General features: G+C 60.6%; 18 protein-coding genes and 1 tRNA gene. 7 read left to right on the top strand and 12 right to left on the bottom strand.

The genetic code is table 11. From position 1 onward, the window contains the following. Window positions 1-2 precede the first annotated feature (2 nt). Complete coding sequence (locus BM413_RS33105) at window positions 3-170, bottom strand: hypothetical protein (RefSeq protein ID WP_091913554.1); 168 nt, start codon at window positions 168-170, stop codon at window positions 3-5. Between the two features lie 166 nt (window positions 171-336). Between BM413_RS33105 and BM413_RS11940 the strand changes: the two genes are divergently transcribed. Further along, window positions 337-918, top strand: coding sequence for a transglycosylase SLT domain-containing protein (locus BM413_RS11940; RefSeq protein WP_091913553.1), 582 nt, complete (start codon window positions 337-339; stop codon window positions 916-918). Between the two features lie 91 nt (window positions 919-1009). Then, entirely contained in the window at window positions 1010-1429 is a 420-nt protein-coding gene (locus BM413_RS11935; RefSeq protein ID WP_091913552.1) for a hypothetical protein, read from the top strand. Between the two features lie 45 nt (window positions 1430-1474). Here the strand turns inward: BM413_RS11935 and BM413_RS11930 are convergent. Beyond that, window positions 1475-1550: transfer RNA gene (locus BM413_RS11930), tRNA-Thr, on the bottom strand. A gap of 162 nt (window positions 1551-1712) precedes the next feature. Between BM413_RS11930 and ligD the strand changes: the two genes are divergently transcribed. From ligD to BM413_RS11915, 3 genes are all read left to right on the top strand, one after another. Then, window positions 1713-2558: a non-homologous end-joining DNA ligase gene (gene ligD, locus BM413_RS11925; RefSeq protein ID WP_175544309.1), complete on the top strand. Its 846-nt coding sequence runs from the start codon at window positions 1713-1715 to the stop codon at window positions 2556-2558. A gap of 57 nt (window positions 2559-2615) precedes the next feature. Beyond that, complete coding sequence (locus BM413_RS11920) at window positions 2616-3437, top strand: NAD kinase (protein WP_091913550.1); 822 nt, start codon at window positions 2616-2618, stop codon at window positions 3435-3437. Between the two features lie 182 nt (window positions 3438-3619). After that, window positions 3620-5179: a DEAD/DEAH box helicase gene (locus tag BM413_RS11915; RefSeq protein WP_175544308.1), complete on the top strand. Its 1560-nt coding sequence runs from the start codon at window positions 3620-3622 to the stop codon at window positions 5177-5179. A gap of 91 nt (window positions 5180-5270) precedes the next feature. Here BM413_RS11915 and BM413_RS11910 read toward each other — a convergent pair whose 3' ends face one another. The 8 genes from BM413_RS11910 to BM413_RS11875 form a co-directional block, all read right to left on the bottom strand. After that, complete coding sequence (locus BM413_RS11910; protein ID WP_091913548.1) at window positions 5271-5930, bottom strand: YiaD family glycine zipper/OmpA-like lipoprotein; 660 nt, start codon at window positions 5928-5930, stop codon at window positions 5271-5273. A gap of 159 nt (window positions 5931-6089) precedes the next feature. Beyond that, entirely contained in the window at window positions 6090-6458 is a 369-nt protein-coding gene (locus tag BM413_RS11905; RefSeq protein ID WP_091913547.1) for a GFA family protein, read from the bottom strand. Window positions 6459-6578: 120 nt separating this feature from the next. Then, window positions 6579-6920 (bottom strand): hypothetical protein, encoded by a 342-nt coding sequence (locus BM413_RS11900; RefSeq protein WP_175544307.1) that lies wholly within the window; start codon window positions 6918-6920, stop codon window positions 6579-6581. Between the two features lie 143 nt (window positions 6921-7063). Then, window positions 7064-7378 (bottom strand): hypothetical protein, encoded by a 315-nt coding sequence (locus BM413_RS11895; protein ID WP_091913729.1) that lies wholly within the window; start codon window positions 7376-7378, stop codon window positions 7064-7066. A gap of 308 nt (window positions 7379-7686) precedes the next feature. Beyond that, window positions 7687-8094, bottom strand: a complete 408-nt coding sequence (locus BM413_RS11890; RefSeq protein WP_091913728.1) for a cupin domain-containing protein — start codon at window positions 8092-8094, stop codon at window positions 7687-7689. 163 nt (window positions 8095-8257) lie between these two features. Next, window positions 8258-9389 (bottom strand): peptide chain release factor 2 gene (gene prfB / locus BM413_RS11885; protein WP_139238579.1). Its coding sequence is split into 2 segments (ribosomal slippage): window positions 8258-9322 and window positions 9324-9389, totalling 1131 coding nucleotides; the frame shifts between segments, so codons are not numbered across the junction. Between the two features lie 121 nt (window positions 9390-9510). Continuing rightward, entirely contained in the window at window positions 9511-11967 is a 2457-nt protein-coding gene (locus BM413_RS11880; protein ID WP_091913545.1) for a penicillin-binding protein 1A, read from the bottom strand. A 219-nt stretch (window positions 11968-12186) separates the two neighbouring features. Continuing rightward, window positions 12187-13404: an N-acetylmuramoyl-L-alanine amidase gene (locus tag BM413_RS11875; RefSeq protein WP_244537847.1), complete on the bottom strand. Its 1218-nt coding sequence runs from the start codon at window positions 13402-13404 to the stop codon at window positions 12187-12189. Window positions 13405-14075: 671 nt separating this feature from the next. On the opposite strand from BM413_RS11875, the gene BM413_RS11870 reads away from it, so the two are divergent. Then, window positions 14076-16976 carry a ribonuclease E/G gene (locus BM413_RS11870; protein WP_091913543.1) on the top strand — a complete coding sequence of 967 codons (2901 nt, stop codon included), beginning with the start codon at window positions 14076-14078 and terminating at the stop codon, window positions 16974-16976. Between the two features lie 83 nt (window positions 16977-17059). Here the strand turns inward: BM413_RS11870 and BM413_RS11865 are convergent, their stop codons facing one another. Further along, complete coding sequence (locus BM413_RS11865; protein ID WP_091913542.1) at window positions 17060-17989, bottom strand: glutaminase; 930 nt, start codon at window positions 17987-17989, stop codon at window positions 17060-17062. A gap of 10 nt (window positions 17990-17999) precedes the next feature. After that, on the bottom strand, window positions 18000-19148 hold the full coding sequence (locus tag BM413_RS11860; RefSeq protein WP_091913541.1) for a pyridoxal phosphate-dependent aminotransferase: 1149 nt from the start codon (window positions 19146-19148) through the stop codon (window positions 18000-18002). A 135-nt stretch (window positions 19149-19283) separates the two neighbouring features. On the opposite strand from BM413_RS11860, the gene BM413_RS11855 reads away from it, so the two are divergent. Next, window positions 19284-20678, top strand: a complete 1395-nt coding sequence (locus BM413_RS11855) for a M48 family metalloprotease (RefSeq protein WP_091913727.1) — start codon at window positions 19284-19286, stop codon at window positions 20676-20678. The last annotated feature ends 109 nt before the right edge of the window (window positions 20679-20787 follow it).

Genomic DNA, 20787 nt, shown 5'->3' with positions numbered 1-20787 from the left:
GTTCAGCCCATGCCCGTCACATGCCGCAGGTAAAAGGCCAGCACCACGAAGGCGACCGCAGCCGTCAGGCCGGTCCAGTCAACACTGGCGCCCTTCAGGTACCTAATCAGCGTTACCAACAGCGCCCAGAATAAAAGTGCCACCAGGGCAATGACGACAAAACGGATCATCCCTCACCTCCAGCAAGACCATACAGCAACAGGAATATGGGAACCTTTGAGGGCGGATTGAAGGCTAGCCGCGACACCGGGCCGGAATCATCCAGCCACCGAAATGCGGCTCGTTAAATTTTACTTAAATCTTAACGACTAACAGACTCGCTGAAAGCGAGGTTTCATGCGGCGCGCCCTGTTTATCGTAGCGCTCCTGATGCTTGGGAGTTGTGCAACCGCCCCGACGCGCATCAACGACGTCTGTGCGGTATTCGACCAGCGCGATGGCTGGTTCAACAGCTGGCATGGTGCGGCCAAAAGCACCGAACGCGAATTCGGCGTTCCCGTCCCCATCCTGATGGCGACCGTCTACACGGAGTCCGGCTTCAACGCGCGCGCCAAGCCGCCGCGCACCAAACTGCTCGGCTTCATCCCATGGAAACGCGCCTCGACCGCTTTCGGCTATTCGCAGGCGCTTGACGGCACATGGACCCGCTACCAATCCGAAACCGGGCGCTGGTATGCGCGCAGAAACGACTTCGGCGACGCGATCCATTTCATCGGCTGGTATCACGCCAAGAGCCATCAGGTGAACGGCATCGCGCTCAACGACACCTACAATCTCTATCTCGCCTATTATCTCGGCCATGCCGGTTATTCGAAAGGCCTTGGACGCACCAACGCCCAGGCCCAACAGGCCGCGCGCCGCGCCGCCAATATGGCCATGAAATATGCCGCGCAGATGCAGGCTTGCGGACGTTCCTGACCTCAAATCACGGCGCAGTTGAGCGCCATTGATGCCGCACTTGGCTCGTGCTTAACTGATTCTGGCGCGTTGACTTGGGCGGGAGGGAAAATTGAAATATTTTTTGAATATTGTTTTCTTTAGTTTGATCGCTCTTGTTTCCGGCTGCGAAACCACCAATACCGAAAGGGAGGCTTCCGACAGTATTAATGCAAAATCCGGGCAAGAAATATTGCTTAGAGCCTTCTACAACGTGAACCCGGACTGTTCCCTCAATGGCGTACCGAAAGTCATAGTCGCATCGGCTCCAGCGCACGGCGTGGTCACCACCTCTACGGTCAGTGATTTCCCGCATTACGCAAACTCGGATCCCCGGCACAAGTGCAACGCCCGCAAGGTTCCGAAGCAAGCGGCTTTCTATACACCCGAGTCCGGCTTCGTTGGTGTTGACCACATAAAACTCAGGGCCGTTGGAAACGACGGACCAAATGACCTTCAGTTCGTGACCTTCAAAGTGAATGTCACGAAATAGGGCCAAGCTCCTGCCGGAGGGCAATGCATTTCAAGTACGGATTGCTGGTGCCCCCGGACGGACTCGAACCGCCGACCCCCTGATTACAAATCAGGTGCTCTACCAACTGAGCTACAAGGGCACGCGCGCTCCGGTTATCACATTTGCCGCGTCAGTAAAGTCAAAACTGACGAACGGTTCCGGCCAGCGGTTTCCAGCACGATGGCTCAGCGGCAAAACAGGAACGAACGTGGCATACTGGCGTTCAGGCTTCCAAGGGCGAATGGAGCAAGGACGGACGCAAATGGACCTTTCCCATCCCGACAAGCTGCTCTGGCCCGAAGCCGGGGTGACCAAGCAGGGGCTTCTCGACCACTACACGGCCGTCTGGCCGCGCATGGAACGCTTCGTCGTCAACCGCCCTCTCGCCTTGGTGCGAGCCCCCGATGGCGTCGCAGGCAAACAGCGCTTTTTCCAGAAACACGCCTCTCCGGGCATGCATGAGGCCATCGGGAAAATGGCTGATCCGGAAGACGGCGAAGAATTGCTTTACATCAAGGATTTCAATGGCATCGCAGCACTCGTTCAACTCGGCGTCGTGGAAATCCATATCTGGGGATGCACGATCGACGCGATCGACACGCCCGACCAGGTGGTTTTCGACCTCGATCCCGACGAGGGGCTGGACATGAACGACGTTCGGGCTGCAACGCTCGATATCAGACGACGGCTTGACGAACTCGGCCTGCCCAACGTGGTGAAGACCTCAGGCGGCAAGGGTTTTCATGTCATCGTGCCGCTGAAGCCGAAAGCCGACTGGAAGACCGTCAAGACTTTTGCCCATGATTTTGCCGAGGCAATGGAACAAAGCGATCCCGAAAAATACACGGCGACGCTGTCCAAGAAAGCGCGCACGGGCCGCATCTTCATCGACTATCTGCGCAATGCGCGCGGCTCCACAACCGTGGCGCCCTATTCAAGCCGGGCAAAGCCGAACGCAACCGTTTCCGTGCCGGTGACCTGGCCGGAAGTCGAAAACGGGGTCGGCCCAGCCGATTTTTCGATTGACGGGAAAGCGTTGGGAAAGGCGTTGAAAGCGGCAGACCCCTGGGGCGATTTCGACAAGCTGCGCAAGGCGCTTCACGGCTAGGACGCAGACAATTCCTCTCGCAATCCGCCGTGCCCGCCTTTGCAGCGGCAAAGCGGCATGCTACCTCGGCACGGCCATCGAGCCGAGGACAAGACACTGGCACCAGCACCCAAAACGCGCGAGACCTTCGCGTTCATATCTTCGGACGCGCCTGACGCCGAAAAGGCGGCGGCACGTCTGTCCCAGCGCTATGGCAATACGCCGCTTGCCGAGGCGGATGTGATCGTTGCGCTCGGCGGCGACGGATTCCTGCTGCAGACGCTGCGCGAGACGATGAGCACCGGCAAGCAGGTCTACGGCATGAACCGGGGCACCATCGGCTTCCTGATGAATGAGTACAGGGAAGATGCCCTGCCCGAGCGCTTGGCTGCAGCCGTCTCGGAAACCATCCGCCCGCTGGAGATGCAGGCCGTCACTTCAGACGGCGATACGATCTCGGCGCTCGCCATTAATGAAGTCGCCCTGTGGCGGCAATCCTACCAGACGGCCAAGATCCGCATTACGATCGACGATCAGGTGCGCCTGGAAGAGTTGAGCTGTGATGGTGTCATGATTGCGACGCCTGCAGGTTCCACCGCCTACAACCTGTCGGCTCACGGCCCTATCCTGCCGCTGGACGCGCCGCTGCTCGCTTTGACGCCGGTCAGCCCGTTTCGCCCGCGCCGCTGGCGTGGTGCGCTTCTGTCCAACAAGTCGGTGGTGCGGCTCGACATCATGGAGGCCGGAAAGAGGCCGGTGAACGCCGCCGCAGATCATACCGAGGTCAAGGCGGTAACGTCGGTCACGATCCAGGAGTCGCGCAACGCCACGGCAACCTTGCTGTTCGATCCGAACCATTCCTGGAACGAAAGAATTCTTGCCGAACAATTCCGCTACTGATGCCATTGCGGAAAATCGCCTGGACCATTAAGTAAAGGCAGTCAACAAACCGGCATTCGTGCCTGTTTGTGTTGACAAATCGCGTCACTAACCGTAACGCGATGATATATTGTGCAAGCGCGTGGCGTTTGCCGCGTCCCTTTGGGGCGCGCCCTTCAAGCAGCCAAAGACAGCCAAGACACTTGTCCTCAGACACCCAGATCGCTCAAGAAGCGTTGACATTCGCAGACCTCGGCCTTTCGCCGAAGGTCCTTTCAGCCGTTACCGACGCCGGCTACACAGTGCCGACGCCGATCCAGGCGGGCGCAATTCCGCACGCCTTGCAAGGCAAGGACGTCCTCGGCATAGCCCAGACGGGAACCGGCAAGACGGCTTCCTTCGTGCTGCCGATGCTGACGCGCCTTGAAAAGGGCCGTGCCCGGGCGCGCATGCCGCGCACGCTCATCCTCGAGCCGACGCGCGAACTCGCCGCACAGGTCGAAGAGAACTTCGTCAAATACGGCAAGAACCACCGTCTCAACATGGCGCTGCTGATCGGCGGTGTTTCGTTCGACGAGCAGGAAAAGAAGCTGGAGCGCGGCGCCGATGTGCTGATCGCGACGCCCGGCCGCCTGCTCGACCATTTCGAGCGCGGCAAGCTGCTTCTGTCGGCAGTCGAAATCCTCGTCATCGACGAGGCGGATCGTATGCTCGACATGGGCTTCATTCCCGACATCGAGCGCATCTGCAAGCTCATTCCCTTCACGCGCCAGACGTTGTTCTTCTCGGCCACCATGCCGCCGGAGATCACCAAGCTGACCGAACAGTTCCTGCACGCACCTGTGCGGGTCGAAGTCGCCAAGGCGGCTTCCACGGCAATCAACATCACGCAGCGGCTGGTCAAGTCCGGCAAGAAGCCGTGGGACAAGCGCGAAGTTCTGCGCAACCTGATAAAGGCCGAAGAAGAAGGGCTGAAGAACGCTATCATCTTCTGCAATCGCAAGGTCGAAGTCTCGGAGCTTTTCCGCTCGCTCGTAAAATACGATTTCGACGCTGGCGCATTGCATGGCGACATGGACCAGCGCGCGCGCATGCAGATGCTGGCCAATTTCCGCGAAGGCAAGCTCAAGCTTCTCGTCGCGTCCGATGTCGCAGCACGCGGCCTCGACATTCCGGATGTGAGCCACGTCTTCAATTTCGACGTGCCGATTCACGCTGAGGACTATGTCCACCGCATCGGCCGCACCGGCCGCGCCGGGCGTTCGGGAAAATCCTTCACCATCGCCACCCGGTCCGACACAAAATACATCGACGCTATCGAGCGCCTGATCGGCCAGCCGATCGAGTGGCATGACGGCGATCTTTCGACCGTCGTCGAGAGCGAAGGCGAGGAAGCACCCCGTCGCGGCAGAGCCAGCCAGCAGCGTGGCCGTGGCCGCAAGGACGAAGGCGAGCGCAAGCCCCGCGGCGAGCGCCACGCAAAGGCCCCCGACGAAAAGCCGGCGCAGGACATCCAGCCTGAAGTCGAGGCACCCGTCGTTGTCGCTGATAATGACGATCGCAGCCGCAAGGAAACGATCAAGTCGGAGAATGCCGACCGCAAGGCGCGCGGCGACCATGCCGAGCGCCCTCGCCGGGATGATCGCAATGACCGGCCGCGGCGCGACGACCGCAATGCCCGCCAGCGCAATGAAGACAATGACGGCACGATCGGCTTCGGCGATGACATGCCGGCCTTCATGAAGATTGCAGTAAAGATCTGATCGCTCGCTGCCGTCAGGCAGCGCGATCCCGTCAACGAAAAAGCCCGCCGCAATTTGCGGCGGGCTTTTTGTTTAAGCGGGCTGCGTTCGCCTATCTGGTGAGCGGCGAAAGCTGGATTTCGACGCGGCGGTTCTGCGCGCGGCCATCGGCCGTATCGTTCGACGCAATCGGACGCGTCTTGCCGAACCCGGTAACGGCGAAACGGCGCGAATCGACGCCCTGCGCGTTGAGGTAGTTCGCGACCGACAGCGCGCGGCGCTGCGACAGGTCGAAATTGTGCTGGTCGCCACCGGTCGAATCGGTATGGCCGTAAACGTCGACCAGCGTCTGGTTGAACTTCTTCAGCACCAGCGCGACGGAATTCAGCGTCTGGTAGAAACCGGGCTTGATGTCGTCCTGGTCGATGCCGAAGGTGATGTCGGACGGCATGTTGAGGATGATCTGATCGCCGGCGCGTGTGACGCTGACGCCCGTGCCCTGAAGCTGGGCGCGCAGTTCCGCTTCGTTGCGGTCCATGGTGGCACCGACAGCGCCACCGGCCAGAGCGCCGACGCCCGCGCCGATCAGCACGGCATTGCGCTGTGCGTTCTTGCTGCCGCCGACGGCAAGGCCAGCCAGAGCGCCAAGGCCTGCGCCAAGCGCTGCGCCGCCAGCCGTGTTCGAAACCTTCTGCTCACCTGTATAGGGGTCGGTCGTGCACGCACCGAGAAATGCCGTAGCCGCGAGCACGGCGATCAGTTTTTTCGTCATTCAGGTCGTCCCTCTCCAAACTTCGTCCCGCGCACCAGCGCGTCAGCCCTTCGGCGTGGTTGTAACATGAAATACGGCGAAAAACGGAGCGGCAAAATGCCTTTCACCGCTTTCTTGCAGTCTGTTTGGACAGACTATTGGAAGAACCAGACGAGTTGATCACCAGAGGTTCTTGCCGTCGATGACGACGACTTCGACCGTATCGAGATCGAAATCGTCGAACAGGCGCGCATTGACGCTTATCTTCGGATTGTCGAAATCCGGCGTGCCCGTGCTCCAGTCCGGCGTTTCGGTAAAGGTGCCGCAGCCGCAGGTGGCGCAGAAGCCGTGCTTTACCGTCTTGGAGCCCCATTGATATACGGCAACATTTTCGGGCGGCGTCTTCAGCGTGAACTGCGACGGGAGGTAATAGGCCCACAGCGACCCGCGCTTGGAGCAGAAGGAGCAAGTGCAGCTTGTCAGCGTGTCGGGTGCTTCACTGACTTCGAATACGGTCGCCTTGCAGTGACAACTGCCGATAATCGTCATGACTGATCCTTCTCCAGCGCCAATCCCCCAGCCCTAGACAAGTCATCCTGACATCATTCCGTCAGGATGCGGAGTCGTGAGAACGGACCTTGCCAATGCGGCAAGGCCCGACTCGAGATGTTACTCGGTGATCGTATACTCTCCAAGTTCACACAGATTCGCCTTGTCGGTCGTCGTGTCGAGGTCGGAATCCTCGGTAAACTCGAAACGCATATCGTATTCGCAGACACTTCTTCCATCCGCGATGGTGATGCGCACGCTCTCTCCAGCGCTCAGCACATCCTGGCCAAGTATATCCTCTTCCCATTCATTGACCCCAACGGGCGAGGTGTAGAACTCCGAAAGGTCCGAGTTCGTGCCGTTCTTGAGGGTGAAGACAAGATCCTCGGCTTGAGCAGAAAATGTCGAAACAAGACAAAAGGTTGCGGCAGCAGCCACAACCGTATTAATTCTGAAAATCATGATTTATTCCCCGCCCGAAATTGGACGGTGTTGAGTATCAAATATCCCGGCAAAGAGGAATTACCTCTTTCGCTAAATTAGCACCTGCTGTCGCTTCCCTGAGCCTTCAATCCAGGTTTCGACAATGGCTGGGAGACGACCCGTCAATAGGACCGTGACGGCACGAACAGGCAGATCGTCTTCGAATCATTCGCGCCGGCTACCGAGCACCAGTGGAATTCACCGTCAGGCGAGTTTTTGACGCGCGCATCCTGATAGGTCACCACCTCGCCGGTGTTGTTGATGACGTAGCCTTCCGGGCGCTCGCTGATCGCCTTATCGGACACCTCGCGGCAATCGTAGCCGGAGCAGCACGCAAACGGATAGCTCCAGCCCGATTTGGCGTCGTGCGCAGAAGCCGGATTGGCGCCAGCGACGACAAACAACAGCGCGGCGAATTCGGCGCTGTGTCGAAGCACGCGCGAAAAGCCGCGGTGCGATCGGTTGAGTGGTATCGCATGAGAAAGTTGAGTGAACATTGGCATGGCAAAAGTCCTGCTGAACGAGTGACCAAGCTTGCACTTGCCCCGCCCCTAGAACGTTTCTTCCCATGCCGCCGGATCATAAGTCGCAGATATGCCCGTCCGGCGATAAATGCTTTTGGTCCCACCAGCCCATAAGCATGGTGAGGTGATTCCTACGCCGGCGCAAGAAACTGCTGGGTAATGCAGCACTTCGAGCGCCGACATCTGCGCAACAATGCTGCGCCTGCATGGTTAACGGGAAGTTAAGACTTCTGGTTCCGGAACCAGTCGACGATGCTCGGCATCTTGCTTTCGAAATCGCCAGGTATGAAAACGTTGAGCAATCCGGCGCGGGCGGCGGTGTGGTTCTCGAAGTCGTGCGTCACGCCCGCCGGCACCATCACGAACGACCCTGCGGGAGAGTCGTACCATGTTTCGCCGATCAGGATGCTGGGCTGTCCCTGGATGACGAAGAACAACTCGTCATTCTCCGCATGCGAATGCGCCCCCGGCCCTTTCGAATGCGGCTCCAGCCACCACTCGGACACCGAATATCGATCGCCAACTTCCGAACGATCGACCTTGAACACAGCACTCATCGCGCCGCAATCATAGCCGCGCCCCTGGCCGAGACCGAGAATGACCGGTTTCCGCTGAATGATGTCTGACATGCCGACCTCCTGCTTGGTGGAAGATCGACGATAACGCGCCAGCACGGTTTTTGTTTGAAGGTTTGTTACCTCGAGCATCGGACCGAAAAGTGGAACCCGGTTTTCGGAAGATTCCGATGCTCTTTAAGATAGCGAAGGCCTGACCGGCCTTCGCTATTGGCAATCAGTCGATATCGGCAACCGGCTGGCCTGCACCGCCCTCGATGCGATGCGAGAGCGAGGCTTCCATGAACTCGTCGAGATCGCCATCCAGCACGTCGGACGGGCTGGTGCTTTCCATGCCGGTGCGAAGATCCTTCACCAGCTGATACGGCTGCAGGACGTAGGAACGAATCTGGTGACCCCAGCCGATTTCCGTCTTGGAGGCTTCGGTCGCGCTGGCGGCAGCCTCGCGCTTCTTCAGTTCCTCTTCGTAAAGCCGCGAGCGCAGCATTTCCCAGGCTTTCGCCCTGTTCTGGTGCTGCGAGCGGCCGGCCTGGCAGGCAACCGCGATGCCGGTCGCGATATGCGTGATGCGCACCGCCGAGTCGGTCGTGTTGACGTGCTGGCCGCCGGCGCCCGACGATCGATAGGTATCGATGCGCACGTCGGATTCGCTGACGTCGATCTGGATGTTGTCGTCGATGACCGGATAGACCCAGATCGACGAAAACGAAGTGTGTCGGCGCGCGTTGCTGTCGTAGGGCGAGATGCGCACCAACCGGTGCACGCCCGATTCTGTCTTAAGCCAGCCATAGGCGTTGTGACCCTTTATCAGGATCGTCGCCGACTTGATGCCGGCTTCTTCGCCGTCATGGACTTCCAGCACCTCGACCTTGAAACGACGACGCTCGGCCCAGCGCGTATACATGCGCAGAAGCATGTTCGCCCAGTCCTGGCTCTCGGTGCCGCCGGCGCCGGCATGCACTTCGAGATAGGTGTCGTTGCTGTCGGCCTCGCCGGAAAGCATGGTCTCGATCTGGCGCGCCTTGGTCTCGCCCGCGAGCGAGCGGATCGCCGTTTCGGCTTCCGACACGACGTCGGCGTCGCCCTCTTCCTCGCCGAGTTCGATCAGGCCGATATTGTCCTCGAGCGAGCGGGACAGGCTGGTGATCGAATTGATTCCGTCTTCCAGGCTTTGACGTTCGCGCATCAGCTTCTGCGCTTCCTGGGGGTCGTTCCAGAGGGTCGCATCCTCCGAACGCATGTTCAGGTATTCAAGCCGCTTTAGAGCCTGATCCCAGTCAAAGATGCCTCCTCAGCAGGCTTATGGCCTGCTTGATTTCGTCGACGAGCTTTTCCGTTTCTGCACGCATGGCAGGCTTAATTCCTTTTGAAGTCTTGGCCGTTCCGGATTGGCGCGGAACATAGGCAGGCGACCTGCCCCTGTAAAGCGAATAGGGCCGGCAAAGACCGGCCCTTCGCAAATTTGCCGGATCAGTAGAGGCCGCCGCCACCCTGGGTGATGGCTTGGCTGGCGCGTGGCGAAAGAGCTGCCCCGCTGCCGTTGCCGCCGTCCTCGCCCATGCCGATAATCCAGTAGCTGTCGGCAGGACCTGTTCCCGGCTTGAACGCCTCGACGATCGTGCCGCCATCGCCCTTCGACGCCCTCATGCCGGTCTTGCGGTTGATGGCGATGAGCTTCATGCCTTCCGGCACCTTGAAGTCGACGATCGGCATGCCCTTCATGGCATCGCCCATGAATTCCTTGAAGATCGGCGCAGCAAGGCCGCCACCGGTCGAGCCCTTGCCGAGGCCCTGCGGCTTGTCGAAGCCCATATAGAGGCCCATGACGAGGTTAGGCGTGTAGCCGACGAACCAGGCGTCCTTTTCGTCGTTGGTCGTGCCGGTCTTGCCGGCGATCGGACGGCCGAGTTCGGCCAGCGTCATGGCGGTACCGCGAATGACCACGCCTTCCATCATGGAGGTGATCTGGTACGCGGTCATCGGATCGAGCACCTGCTCGGAATTGTCCGTCAGTTCAGGCTCGGGCTGATCCGACCACTCGGTGGCCACGCAAGCCTCGCAGCCGCGATCGTCGTGCTTGAAGACGGTCTTGCCGTAGCGGTCCTGGATGCGGTCGATCAGCGATGGCTTGATCTGGCGTCCGCCATTGGCCATCACCGAATAGGCCGAAACCATGCGCATGACGGTGGTTTCGCCGGAGCCCAGCGCCATCGGCAGGTAAGGCGCCAGATGATCGTAAAGACCGAAGCGCTCGGCATATTCCGACACCAGCTTCATGCCCATGTCGTTGGCCAGGCGGACAGTCATCAGGTTGCGCGAGCGCTCGATGCCCGAGCGCAGCGTCGCCGGTCCCGCCGACTTGCCGTCATAGTTCTTAGGTGTCCAGGTGGTGTTCCCGACCTTGATGGTGATCGGACCATCCATGATCACGGAAGCAGGCGTGTAGCCATTGTCGAGTGCCGCCGCATAGACGAACGGCTTGAACGAGGAACCGGGCTGACGCATCGCCTGCGTGGCGCGGTTGAACTCCGATTCCGAATAGGAGAAGCCGCCGACCATCGCCAGGACACGGCCCGTATGCGGATCCATCGCCACAAGACCGCCCGAAACCTCCGGCGGCTGGCGAAGCATATAGGCGCCTTCCGCGCCCTGCTTGGGCTCAACGAAGACCACATCGCCGGGCTTCAGCACGTCGGCCGGCGAATTCGCCTTGACGCGCTGCCCGTTGACGAGATGGCGCATGGCGAAACTCATATCCTCCTTGGCGACAGTGCCCTGCTCGCGCTCCTTGACGATATCGCCAGACGCCTGCCGCTTGGGCTGCAATCCGACGGTCAGGCCCGCATTGGAGCTGTCGAGCACTACGGCCAGCTGCCATTCAGGCACGTCGTCGAGGCCCTTGACCTCGCTGAGGGCCTTGCCCCAGTCGCCATCGATGGAGATGTTCTTGACCGGTCCGCGGTAGCCGCGCAGCGTGTCGTATTTCAGAAGCCCGTGCTGCATCGCCTTGCGGGCAAGACGCTGCAGCTTCGGATCGAGCGTTGTGCGAACCGAAAGGCCGCCCTCGTAGAGAGCATTCTCGCCATAGCGCGAAATGATTTCGCGGCGCACTTCCTCGGTGAAATACTCGCCGGCAAAAACATAGTTGCCGTTGCGGCGGGGTGTTACGCCGAGCGGCTCGGCCTTGGCCTTGGTGCCCTCTTCGCGCGAGACGTAACCGTTATCGACCATCTGGTCGATCACCCAGTTGCGGCGCTCGATCGCGCGGTCGGTGTAGCGGAACGGATGATAGTTGGACGGACCCTTGGGCAGCGCGGCGAGATAGGCGGCCTCGGCCACCGTCAGCTCGTTGACCGACTTGTTGAAATAGGTCAGCGCAGCGCCGGCGACGCCATAGGCACCGAGGCCGAAGAAGATCTCGTTGACGTAAAGCTCGAGAATACGATCCTTCGAATAAGCCTGCTCGATGCGGAAGGCGAGGATCATCTCGCGAATCTTGCGGTCGTAGGTCTGGCTGGAGGTCAGCAGGAAGTTCTTCGCCACCTGCTGCGTGATCGTCGAAGCGCCGACGGGACGGCGGCCCGAGCCCATGTTGCGCAGATTGGTGATGACCGCACGGCCGAGACCGGTCAGATCGACGCCCGGATGGTTGTAGAAATTCTTGTCTTCGGCCGACAGGAACGCAGCCTTGACGCGGTCCGGCACAGCCTGGATTGGCAGATACAGCCGGCGCTCGCGCGCGAACTCACCCATCAACGCACCGTCCGACGCATGGATACGGGTGGTCACAGGCGGTTCGTATTTCGCCAGAACCTCGTAATCCGGCAGGTCCTTGGTGATATGGCCAAGATAGATCGCCACGCCTGCCGCCATAAGGAGGGCAAACGCCGTGCCGATGCCAAAGAAATAGCCGATGAGACGAATCATGCCCGCTCCAGTCCGTGGGTCGGGAGTTCCTCAGCCAAAAGAGCGCCCCTCGCAAGACGCTCGAGAAACCCCGATCCTTTGCGGCCAAGCAATGTCGCGCCGATGTGGGCAAAATGCGGCAGCTTGGCCAAGCCCTTCGGATTACGCATCATTTAACCGCAAACTGTTGTGCTTACGCAACGCCAAAAAACAGAACGACCAACGCGGTACCACCGCACATCAGCCGCCCGCCGCCGTTTTCGCGGCTGCGAATGACGCAACCGCATTGGAGATGCTTTCCGCCGCTTTGCCACGCCAATCCGGATTACGCAACTGTTCCTCGTCCTTCGGGTTCGAAAGATAGCCGAGTTCCACTAGCACTGACGGCACGTCTGGCGCCTTCAAGACCCGGAAACCGGCAAACCGGTGAGGATTGTTGATGAGGCCGACCGAGTTACCCAATTCGCCGACCAGCGACTTCGCGAACTTCATCGAAAAGCCGTGCGTCTCGCGCTTGATGAGCTCGATCAGGATATCGGCGACTTCCTGATTCTCATCCTTGATCTCGATGCCCGCAAGCTGGTCGGACAGGTTTTCGCGATCGGCAAGCGCCTGCGACTCGGCGTCGGAAGCCTTGTCCGACACAGTATAGACTGTCGCCCCGCGAATGCCCTTCAGGCGGATTGTGTCGGCATGGATGGAGATGAACAGGTCGGCCTCGTGCTGGCGTGCGATCCGCACCCGCTCGTCCAGCCGCAGGAACTCGTCCTTGTCGCGGGTCATATAGATATCGTATTTGCCGCTTTCGGCGAGCTTGGCGCGCAGCTCCAGCGCAAAGGCCAGCGTGATCGACTTTTCCTGAGTACCGCTTACGCCCTCGGCGCCGCTGTCGATTCCGCCATGTCCGGGATCGATCACGACTGTGAATTTCTTGGCCGTCCGGGCAGCCGGCTGGCCGATGCGGTCGGCCTTGGCCGTCGTCTCGGTCGATCCCGTCGTCTGCGACTGGATGGCAAGCGCTTCCTCGAACTGGCGATCGGAGGCTGCCGTGATATCGGCGACCAGCCTGTAACCGGGCGTGTCCTCATTTTGCAGCACGTCGATCTTTTCGACGGTGAATGGCCCTTTCGCGGTGAGGATCAGGCGCGACGCCCCCTCCTCCAGCTTTCCGAAGCGGACATTCTGTATCAGCCCACGTGCCTTCAGCTCCTTTGAGTCGAGCTTGAACTTAGTTTCAGGCAGATCGATCACCAGCCGGTGCGGCCCGCGCAGCAGAAACCATTTAGGCTCGGGCTCCTGGTCGAAATTCATGACGATGCGCATATGCACGGCGTCGCCGGCCATCTTGTAGTCATGCGCTTCGAGCGGTGCGGCAGAAACGGGAGAGGACAGGAATACAAACAGGCCTAGAACCAGAAAAAGGAACGAACTTCCGATGCGGACGACGTTCCGTCTCATCCCGGCAAGACCCATTTCCGCCACCTTATGCACTCTTCCAAGATCACCGTTCAGACATCCGGCGCAGACGCGATAAGCCCGCGCGCTGATTAACGATTGGTATCGGCATAAGGTTAACCAAGCCTTTTTGATATTGTCTTTGTGCTGTCCCCGTAAGTTCTCAACGGCTTTTTGCCGGCATCTGAATCGGGGTTGCTTTGAACCCCGCCAAATCATAAAAGCGGTACTGGACCATCGCAATGCCTGGAACCGTTACTGCGCAGCTTCCATATTCGGTCAAGCGACGAAACAACGGCTCAAATCGCGGCGGCGATTAGAGGGCGTTAGGTGGTCGCGACGGATTTCTTCAGGGTGCTTCCGCTGACTTGGAACCCTTGAGGTGAGGAAAACGGCCGGAAAGACATTCCGTGCCGGCTCATAGGAGCAAAACAGCTGGTCCGGATTTTCCGGGCTTTGGTTCAAAAGGTTCCGCAAGGCTACGATGGCTTCAAGCGCAATCATGGCAAGTTCCGCATCTTACCGCGCCATTCCGGCTGCGGGCGGCTTGTCTATGGCGCTTCGGCAGCGGCCAGCGGACGTTAAAATGCCCGGCATGCGTTATTCACCGCATGGTCTGCAGCGGATCTCGCTGCGGCTGACACGGTTGGCGGCTGCCGGCAGGAAACAAGATAATGCCCAACAAGATGCTGATAGACGCCTCCCACCCGGAGGAAACAAGGGTTGTCGTAGTACGCGGTAGCCGCATTGAAGAATTTGACTTTGAATCCCAGGACAAGAAGCAGCTCAAAGGAAACATCTATCTCGCCCGCGTAACGCGCGTCGAACCTTCCCTTCAGGCGGCCTTTGTCGAATACGGCGGAAACCGGCATGGTTTCCTCGCCTTCAGCGAAATTCACCCCGACTACTACCAGATCCCGGTTGCCGACCGTCAGGCGCTGTTGCGCGCCGAGGCGGAAGACGCCGAGGATGAGGACGACGAAGACGGCGAAGACCGCTCCGACCGCAATCGCGGCCGCAACAAGCGGCGGCGCGGCGGCAAGAACCGTCCTCGCAGCGGTGACGAACAGCGCGCCGGCTCCGAATCGGGTGACGAAGGTGCAGCCTCGGACGGCGAGATCGATTCCGATGAGCATGCGGTCTTTGTCGAAGCCTTTGAAAGCGACGAGAGCGAAACCACCGTTTCGGAGCAAGATGCTTCGCCGGAGAATGGCGACAGCGACAGCAGCGAACAGTCCGACGACGAAACCCCTTCGAATGACAAGGGACCGTCGATGGCAGCCGCCATTGATGGAGATGTCGTCTCCGAGCCGGTCGACGAAGCAACCGCTTCCGCCGATTCCGACGGCGACGAGGCTCCTGCCGAGAACGTCCGTGGACGTGTCGAGGAAGTCTCCGGCTCGCATGACGACGACCATGGCGTCGAATCGGTCGGCGCCGAGGACGCGCTGGAGGAAGTGCGCAATCGCCGCAAGCCGATGCGCAAGCACTACAAGATCCAGGAAGTCATCAAGCGCCGGCAGATCCTGCTGGTCCAGGTGGTCAAGGAAGAGCGCGGCAACAAGGGCGCGGCTCTGACGACCTACCTGTCGCTCGCCGGCCGCTATTCGGTGCTGATGCCCAACACGGCGCGTGGCGGCGGCATTTCGCGCAAGATCACCAATGCGCAGGACCGCAAGCGCCTCAAGGAAGTCGTTCAGGATCTCGAAGTGCCGCAGGGCATGGGCGTCATCCTGCGCACGGCAGGTGAGAGCCGCACCAAGGCCGAGATCAAGCGCGACTACGAATATCTGATGCGGATGTGGGAAACCGTCCGCAATACGACGCTCCAGTCGACCGCGCCCGCCCTCGTCTATGAGGAAGGCAGCCTGATCAAGCGTTCGGTGCGCGACCTCTACAACAAGGACATCGACGAGGTTCTCGTCGCTGGCGAGGATGGCTATCGCGAGGCCAAGGACTTCATGCGCATGCTGATGCCCAGCCATGCCAAGGTCGTCCAACCTTATCGCGACACGACGCCGATCTTTGCCCGCAACGGTATCGAAGCCCAGCTCGACCGCATGGTGCAGCCGCAGGTTACACTGAAGTCCGGCGGCTACATCATCATCAACCAGACCGAGGCGCTCGTCGCTATCGACGTCAACTCCGGGCGTTCCACCAAGGAACACTCGATCGAGGACACGGCACTCCAGACCAACCTTGAAGCCGCCGAGGAAGTCGCCCGCCAGCTTCGCCTGCGCGATCTGGCCGGCCTGATCGTCATCGACTTCATCGACATGGAGGAGAACCGCAACAACCGTGCGGTCGAAAAGCGCCTCAAGGACCATCTGAAGAACGACCGCGCCCGTATCCAGGTCGGACGCATCTCGCATTTCGGCCTGATGGAAATGTCGCGCCAGCGCATCCGCGCCAGCGTGCTCGAATCGACGATGAAGCCCTGCCCGCATTGCGGCGGCACCGGGCATGTCCGTTCTGATTCTTCCGTGGCACTGCTGGTTGTGCGTGCGATCGAGGAATTCCTGCTCAAGGATTCGCGCCACCACATCACGGTGCGCACGCCGGTTGCGACCGCCTTCTATGTGCTGAACCACAAGCGCAGCACGCTGGTGGAACTCGAGCATAAGTTCGGTGTCACCATCGCGCTCGAGCCCGATGACACCGTCGGCGCGCAGCATTATGTGATCACGCGCGGCGCGGTTGCCGAGAAGCCGCTCGTCTCGCCGAATGCGATCCCTGCCCCGACCTATGTCGAGCCGGAAGACATCGAAGACGAAATCGTCGAAGAGGAAGAAGTCGAGGAAATCGTAGTTGCCGAGGCACAGCCTGCTCGCACCGAGCGGGCCGAGGACGGCGACCAGCGCGACCGCAAGCGTCGCAAGCGTCGGCGTCGGCGTGGCGGGAAGGATCGCGACCGCGAACATGCAGCCCCAGCAGACGGAGCAACTGTGTCCGACGCGTCTGTTCAGGCTGACGCCGGTGACGACGACGAGAGCGAAGACGCCGATACCGCTGCTGCAGCCGCTGCCAGCGAAGCCGAAGAGGCCGATCGCAAGAAGCGCCGGCGCGGCAAGCGCGGCGGCAGACGCAATCGCGAGAAGGATGGCGAGGGTGAACAGGCTGCCGATGCCGGCGAGGCTTCCGACGAGGACGCAAGCGTCGAAGTCGCGGCAATCGAAGTAGTGAGCGAAACCGTCGCAGTCGAAGAAGCCCCGGCGGAGGAAGCTCCGGTCGAGGAGAAGCCGAAGAAGGCGCGCCGCACCGCCAAGCCGAAGAAGGCAAAGGCCGAGGAGGCTGTGGTTGAAGCGGTCGCTGAAGTGGTCGAGGAAGCTCCGGCTCCTGCCGAGAAGAAGCCTGCCAAGGCGCGCGCACCACGCCGCAAGAAGGAAGCCGAGCCTGCGGCTGCGGCGGAAGCTGCCGAGCCGGCCGCCGAAGCTCCGGCCCCTACTCCGACACCTGCACCGGCGCCAAAACCCGCTCCTGCAAAAGCAGCGGAGCCCGTGGTGGAGTCGTCGCAGCCGGAAGCCGACGACAAGCCCAAGAAGGGCGGCTGGTGGCAGCGCAAGAGCTTCTTCTAAGAGTTCTTGGATTGCTGAATAAAAAAACCCGCGTGACCGGAAGGTGACGCGGGATTTTTCTTGGGATCAGCCGGCACGTTCGATCAGGGCGCGAAGATCGACCAATTCATTATTTTCGCAAGCTTTTCCAATGCGATGGAGCCGAGCTTTGAATTACCGTTCTCATTGAGCCCCGGCGACCACACCGCCATCGAGGCGACGCCGGGCACGATGCCAAGAATGCCGCCGCCGACACCGCTCTTGCCGGGAATGCCAACGCGAAAAGCGAAATCGCCAGAGCCGTCATAATGACCGCAGGTCAGCATCAGCGCCAGGATGCGGCGTGCGCGCTCGGCTGACACCACCGAGTGCCCCGTCGCCGGGTTCAGCCCGCCATGCGAGAGAAACCGGCCGGCCAATGCCAATTGGCGGGCGCTCATGGCGATGGCGCAGTGGTGGAAGTAGACGCCGAGCGCCATTTCCGGCTCGTGGGTCAGATTACCGAAGGATCGCATGTAGTTGGCCAGCGCGAAATTGCGGAAACCCGTCGCCCGCTCGGACGCTGCCACGTCCCGGTCGATGATGATGCTGTCGTCGTCGGTCAGGAACTGGATGAAGCGCAGGATCTCGCCAATCGCCTCGCGTGGCTGATGATCTGCCAGCAACACGTCGGTCACCACGATCGCGCCGGCATTGATGAACGGGTTGCGCGGAATGCCAAGCTCCCGCTCAAGCTGGACGATCGAGTTGAATGGGTTTCCCGATGGCTCGCGCCCCACCCGCCGCCACAGCGCGTCGCCGACCTTGCCCAGGGCAAGCGTCAGCGTGAAAATCTTGGAAATGCTCTGGATCGAAAAGGCTTCGTCGGCATCGCCGGCCGTCACCACGCGGCCGTCCGTCAGAGCAACTGCGATACCGAATCGCTTTGGATCGATCTTGCCGAGTTGCGGGATGTAGGTCGCCACCTCGCCCCGGTCGCTGCGCTCGGCCATCTCGGCTGCGAGCGCGGGCAGCACCTCTTCCAGATCCGCCATGTTTGCCCCTCTATTTCAGCCAGCGCTCGATGCGCGCCACCGCCTCGACCATATCGTCATGGCTGCCGGCATAGGACAAGCGCATGAAGCGGTGGCCTGCAAGCGTGTCGAAGTCGCGTCCGGGCGTGGCCGCCACATGCGCCTCGGCAAGCATGCGCCGCGCAAAATCCATGCTGTCATTGGTCAGCCGCGAAACATCACAGAAGGCATAGAACGCGCCATCCATAGGTGCCGCCAGCGCAAAACCGATCTCTGGCAATCGGCGCATCAGGAGTTCACGGTTCCAGGCATAGCGCGCCTTCACCGCTTCCAGCTCGTCCGTCGCCTTGAAGGCCTCGCTTGCCGCGATCTGCGAAAGTTCGGGCGCGGAGATGTAGAGGCTTTGCTGGATGCGCTCGATCGGCCGCACCAGTTTCTCCGGCAGCACCATCCAGCCGATTCGCCAACCGGTCATGCAATAGTATTTGGAGAACGAGTTGATGACGGTCACGTCATCACTGTGAGAAAGCGCAGTCGTATCCGGCCCGGAATAGGCAAGGCGGTGATAGATTTCGTCGGAAATCACTGAAATACCGAGGTTTTCCGCCGTCAACACCAGTGCGGCAAGCTCATCGGGCGGCACCACGGCCCCGGTCGGATTGGCCGGGCTGGCAAACAACACGCCCTTGAGAGGCTTGTCACGATGCGCGCGCTCCAGATGGGCGGCGTTCAGGTAGGCGGCACCCTCGAGTTCGATTTCGACCACGTCGAGACCCAGTGCTTTCATGATGTTGCGATAGGCCGGGTAGCCGGGAGCAGCGATCGCCACACGGTCGCCGGGATCGAACATCGCCAGGAAAGCCAGATTGAAAGCAGCCGACGAACCGGTCGTGACGGCGATGCGCGCCGGCGGTACGTCAATGCCGTAGTGTTCGCCGTAGTGCGCCGCGATTGCCTTGCGCAACGTCGCAGTGCCAAGCGCATCCGTGTAGCCTATGCGCCCGTCCTGCAGCGCCCGCGCTGCCGCCTCGCGCACCAGCGTCGGCGCCGGATCAGATGGCTGGCCGACTGCCATGGAGATGACCGGCACGCCGAGCGCCTTCAGCCGATTGGCTTCCGCCAGCACGTCCATCGCATGAAACGGCTCGACATCGCCGCGTCTGGAAAGCGAAACAACCATTCTTTCATCCACTTACGTCGCCAACCTGAAAGGTCGCGCCGCACAAATGCCCTATTGCTATGGGGATCACAAGTTCATCCGTTTTGTGTCCGAGCTTTTCATCGAGCTTTCGCTCGTTTACCAGTAGGCATCATGATGCAGGCAAATATTCTTTCGGCATTCGCTTCAAAAACGGCGCGCTCGTTCCTTGCGGCTTCATTGGCCGTAGCCGTTTCCACGGCAACGACAGTCACCGCATTCGCGCAGGCCAATCTTCCAATCGTGCGCGACGCCGAAATCGAAGCGCTGGTGCGCGATTATGCGCGGCCGATATTCAGGGCCGCCGGCATTTCCAAGTCCGGCATCGATATCATCCTCATCAACGACAAGCGCTTCAACGCTTTTGTTGCCGGCCGCCGCATGTTCATCAACACCGGCGCGCTGATGCAGTCCGAAACCCCTAACGAGATCATCGGCGTCATAGCCCATGAAGCCGGCCACATTGCCGGCGGTCACCAGGAACGACTGCGCGAGCAGCTTGCCCGGGCGCAGACCATGGCGATCGTCGCCGGCCTTCTCGGCGCAGGCGCAATCGTTGCGGGCGCGGCTACCAAGTCGGGTGAACTGGCCCAGGCCGGCGGCGGCATCGCCATGGGCGGCGGCGAGATGGCGCGGCGCGGCCTGCTCAGCTACCAGCGCACCGAGGAAAACACCGCCGACCGCTCGGCCGTCACCTATCTCGAAGCGACCAACCAGTCGACCAAGGGCATGCTGACGACTTTCGAGCGCTTCCAGAGCGCGCTCTCGCTCTCCGGCGCACGCGTCGATCCCTATCAGGTCAGCCATCCGATGCCGCAGGATCGCATCGCAAACCTTGAGGAACTGGCGCGCAAAAGCCCTTATTTCGACAAGAAGGACTCGCCCACGCTCCAGCTTCGCCATGACATGATGCGCGCCAAGATCGCAGCCTTCACCGCTGGCCAGGGCGCGACCTCGCGCATGTTCCGCAAGGATCCGAAAGGCCTCGCCGCCCAGTATGGCGACACGCTGAACACGTTCCTCTATGGCAATCTCGGATCGGCCTCGTCCAAGGTCGAGTCACTGATCAAGCAGCAGCCGAAAAATCCTTATTTCCAGGAGCTGCGCGGCGACATCCTGATGAAATCCAATCAGCCTGCCAAAGCCGCTGAAGCCTACGCAAAAGCCGTTCAGCTCGACCCGGTGAAATCCGGCATCCTGCCGATCTCCTATGGCCAGGCGCTGATCGCCGTCGGCACACCGGATTCGCTGAAGAAGGCGGTCGTCCAGATTCGCAACGGCCTCGATCGCGACCGCGAAAACGCGGTCGGCTATCGCTATCTGGCGCAGGCTTACGGTCAGCTGGGCGATATTCCCGAGGCCGAACTGGCAACGGCGGAAGGCAATTTCTACGGCGGAAAGTATCAGGACGCCAAGATTTTCGCCGCCCGCGCGCAGACGAAATTCAAGCCCGGAACGCCGGGCTGGGTGCGAGCGCAGGACATTATAAACTTCCGCACTCCGAAAAAGTGAATGACCGCCGGTTGGGCATTGCGCACCGGCATGCAACAATTTTTACACAACGCGCGGCTACTTTGCCTCTTCAGCGTCAAACTCCTGCTATGGAGTGCGGAAAAGAGCG

Source organism: Mesorhizobium sp. YR577, assembly GCF_900116595.1.
Taxonomy (GTDB): domain Bacteria; phylum Pseudomonadota; class Alphaproteobacteria; order Rhizobiales; family Rhizobiaceae; genus Mesorhizobium_M.
Note: the sequence above shows the minus strand (reverse complement) of the source record. Positions and strands in the feature narration are given on the sequence as shown.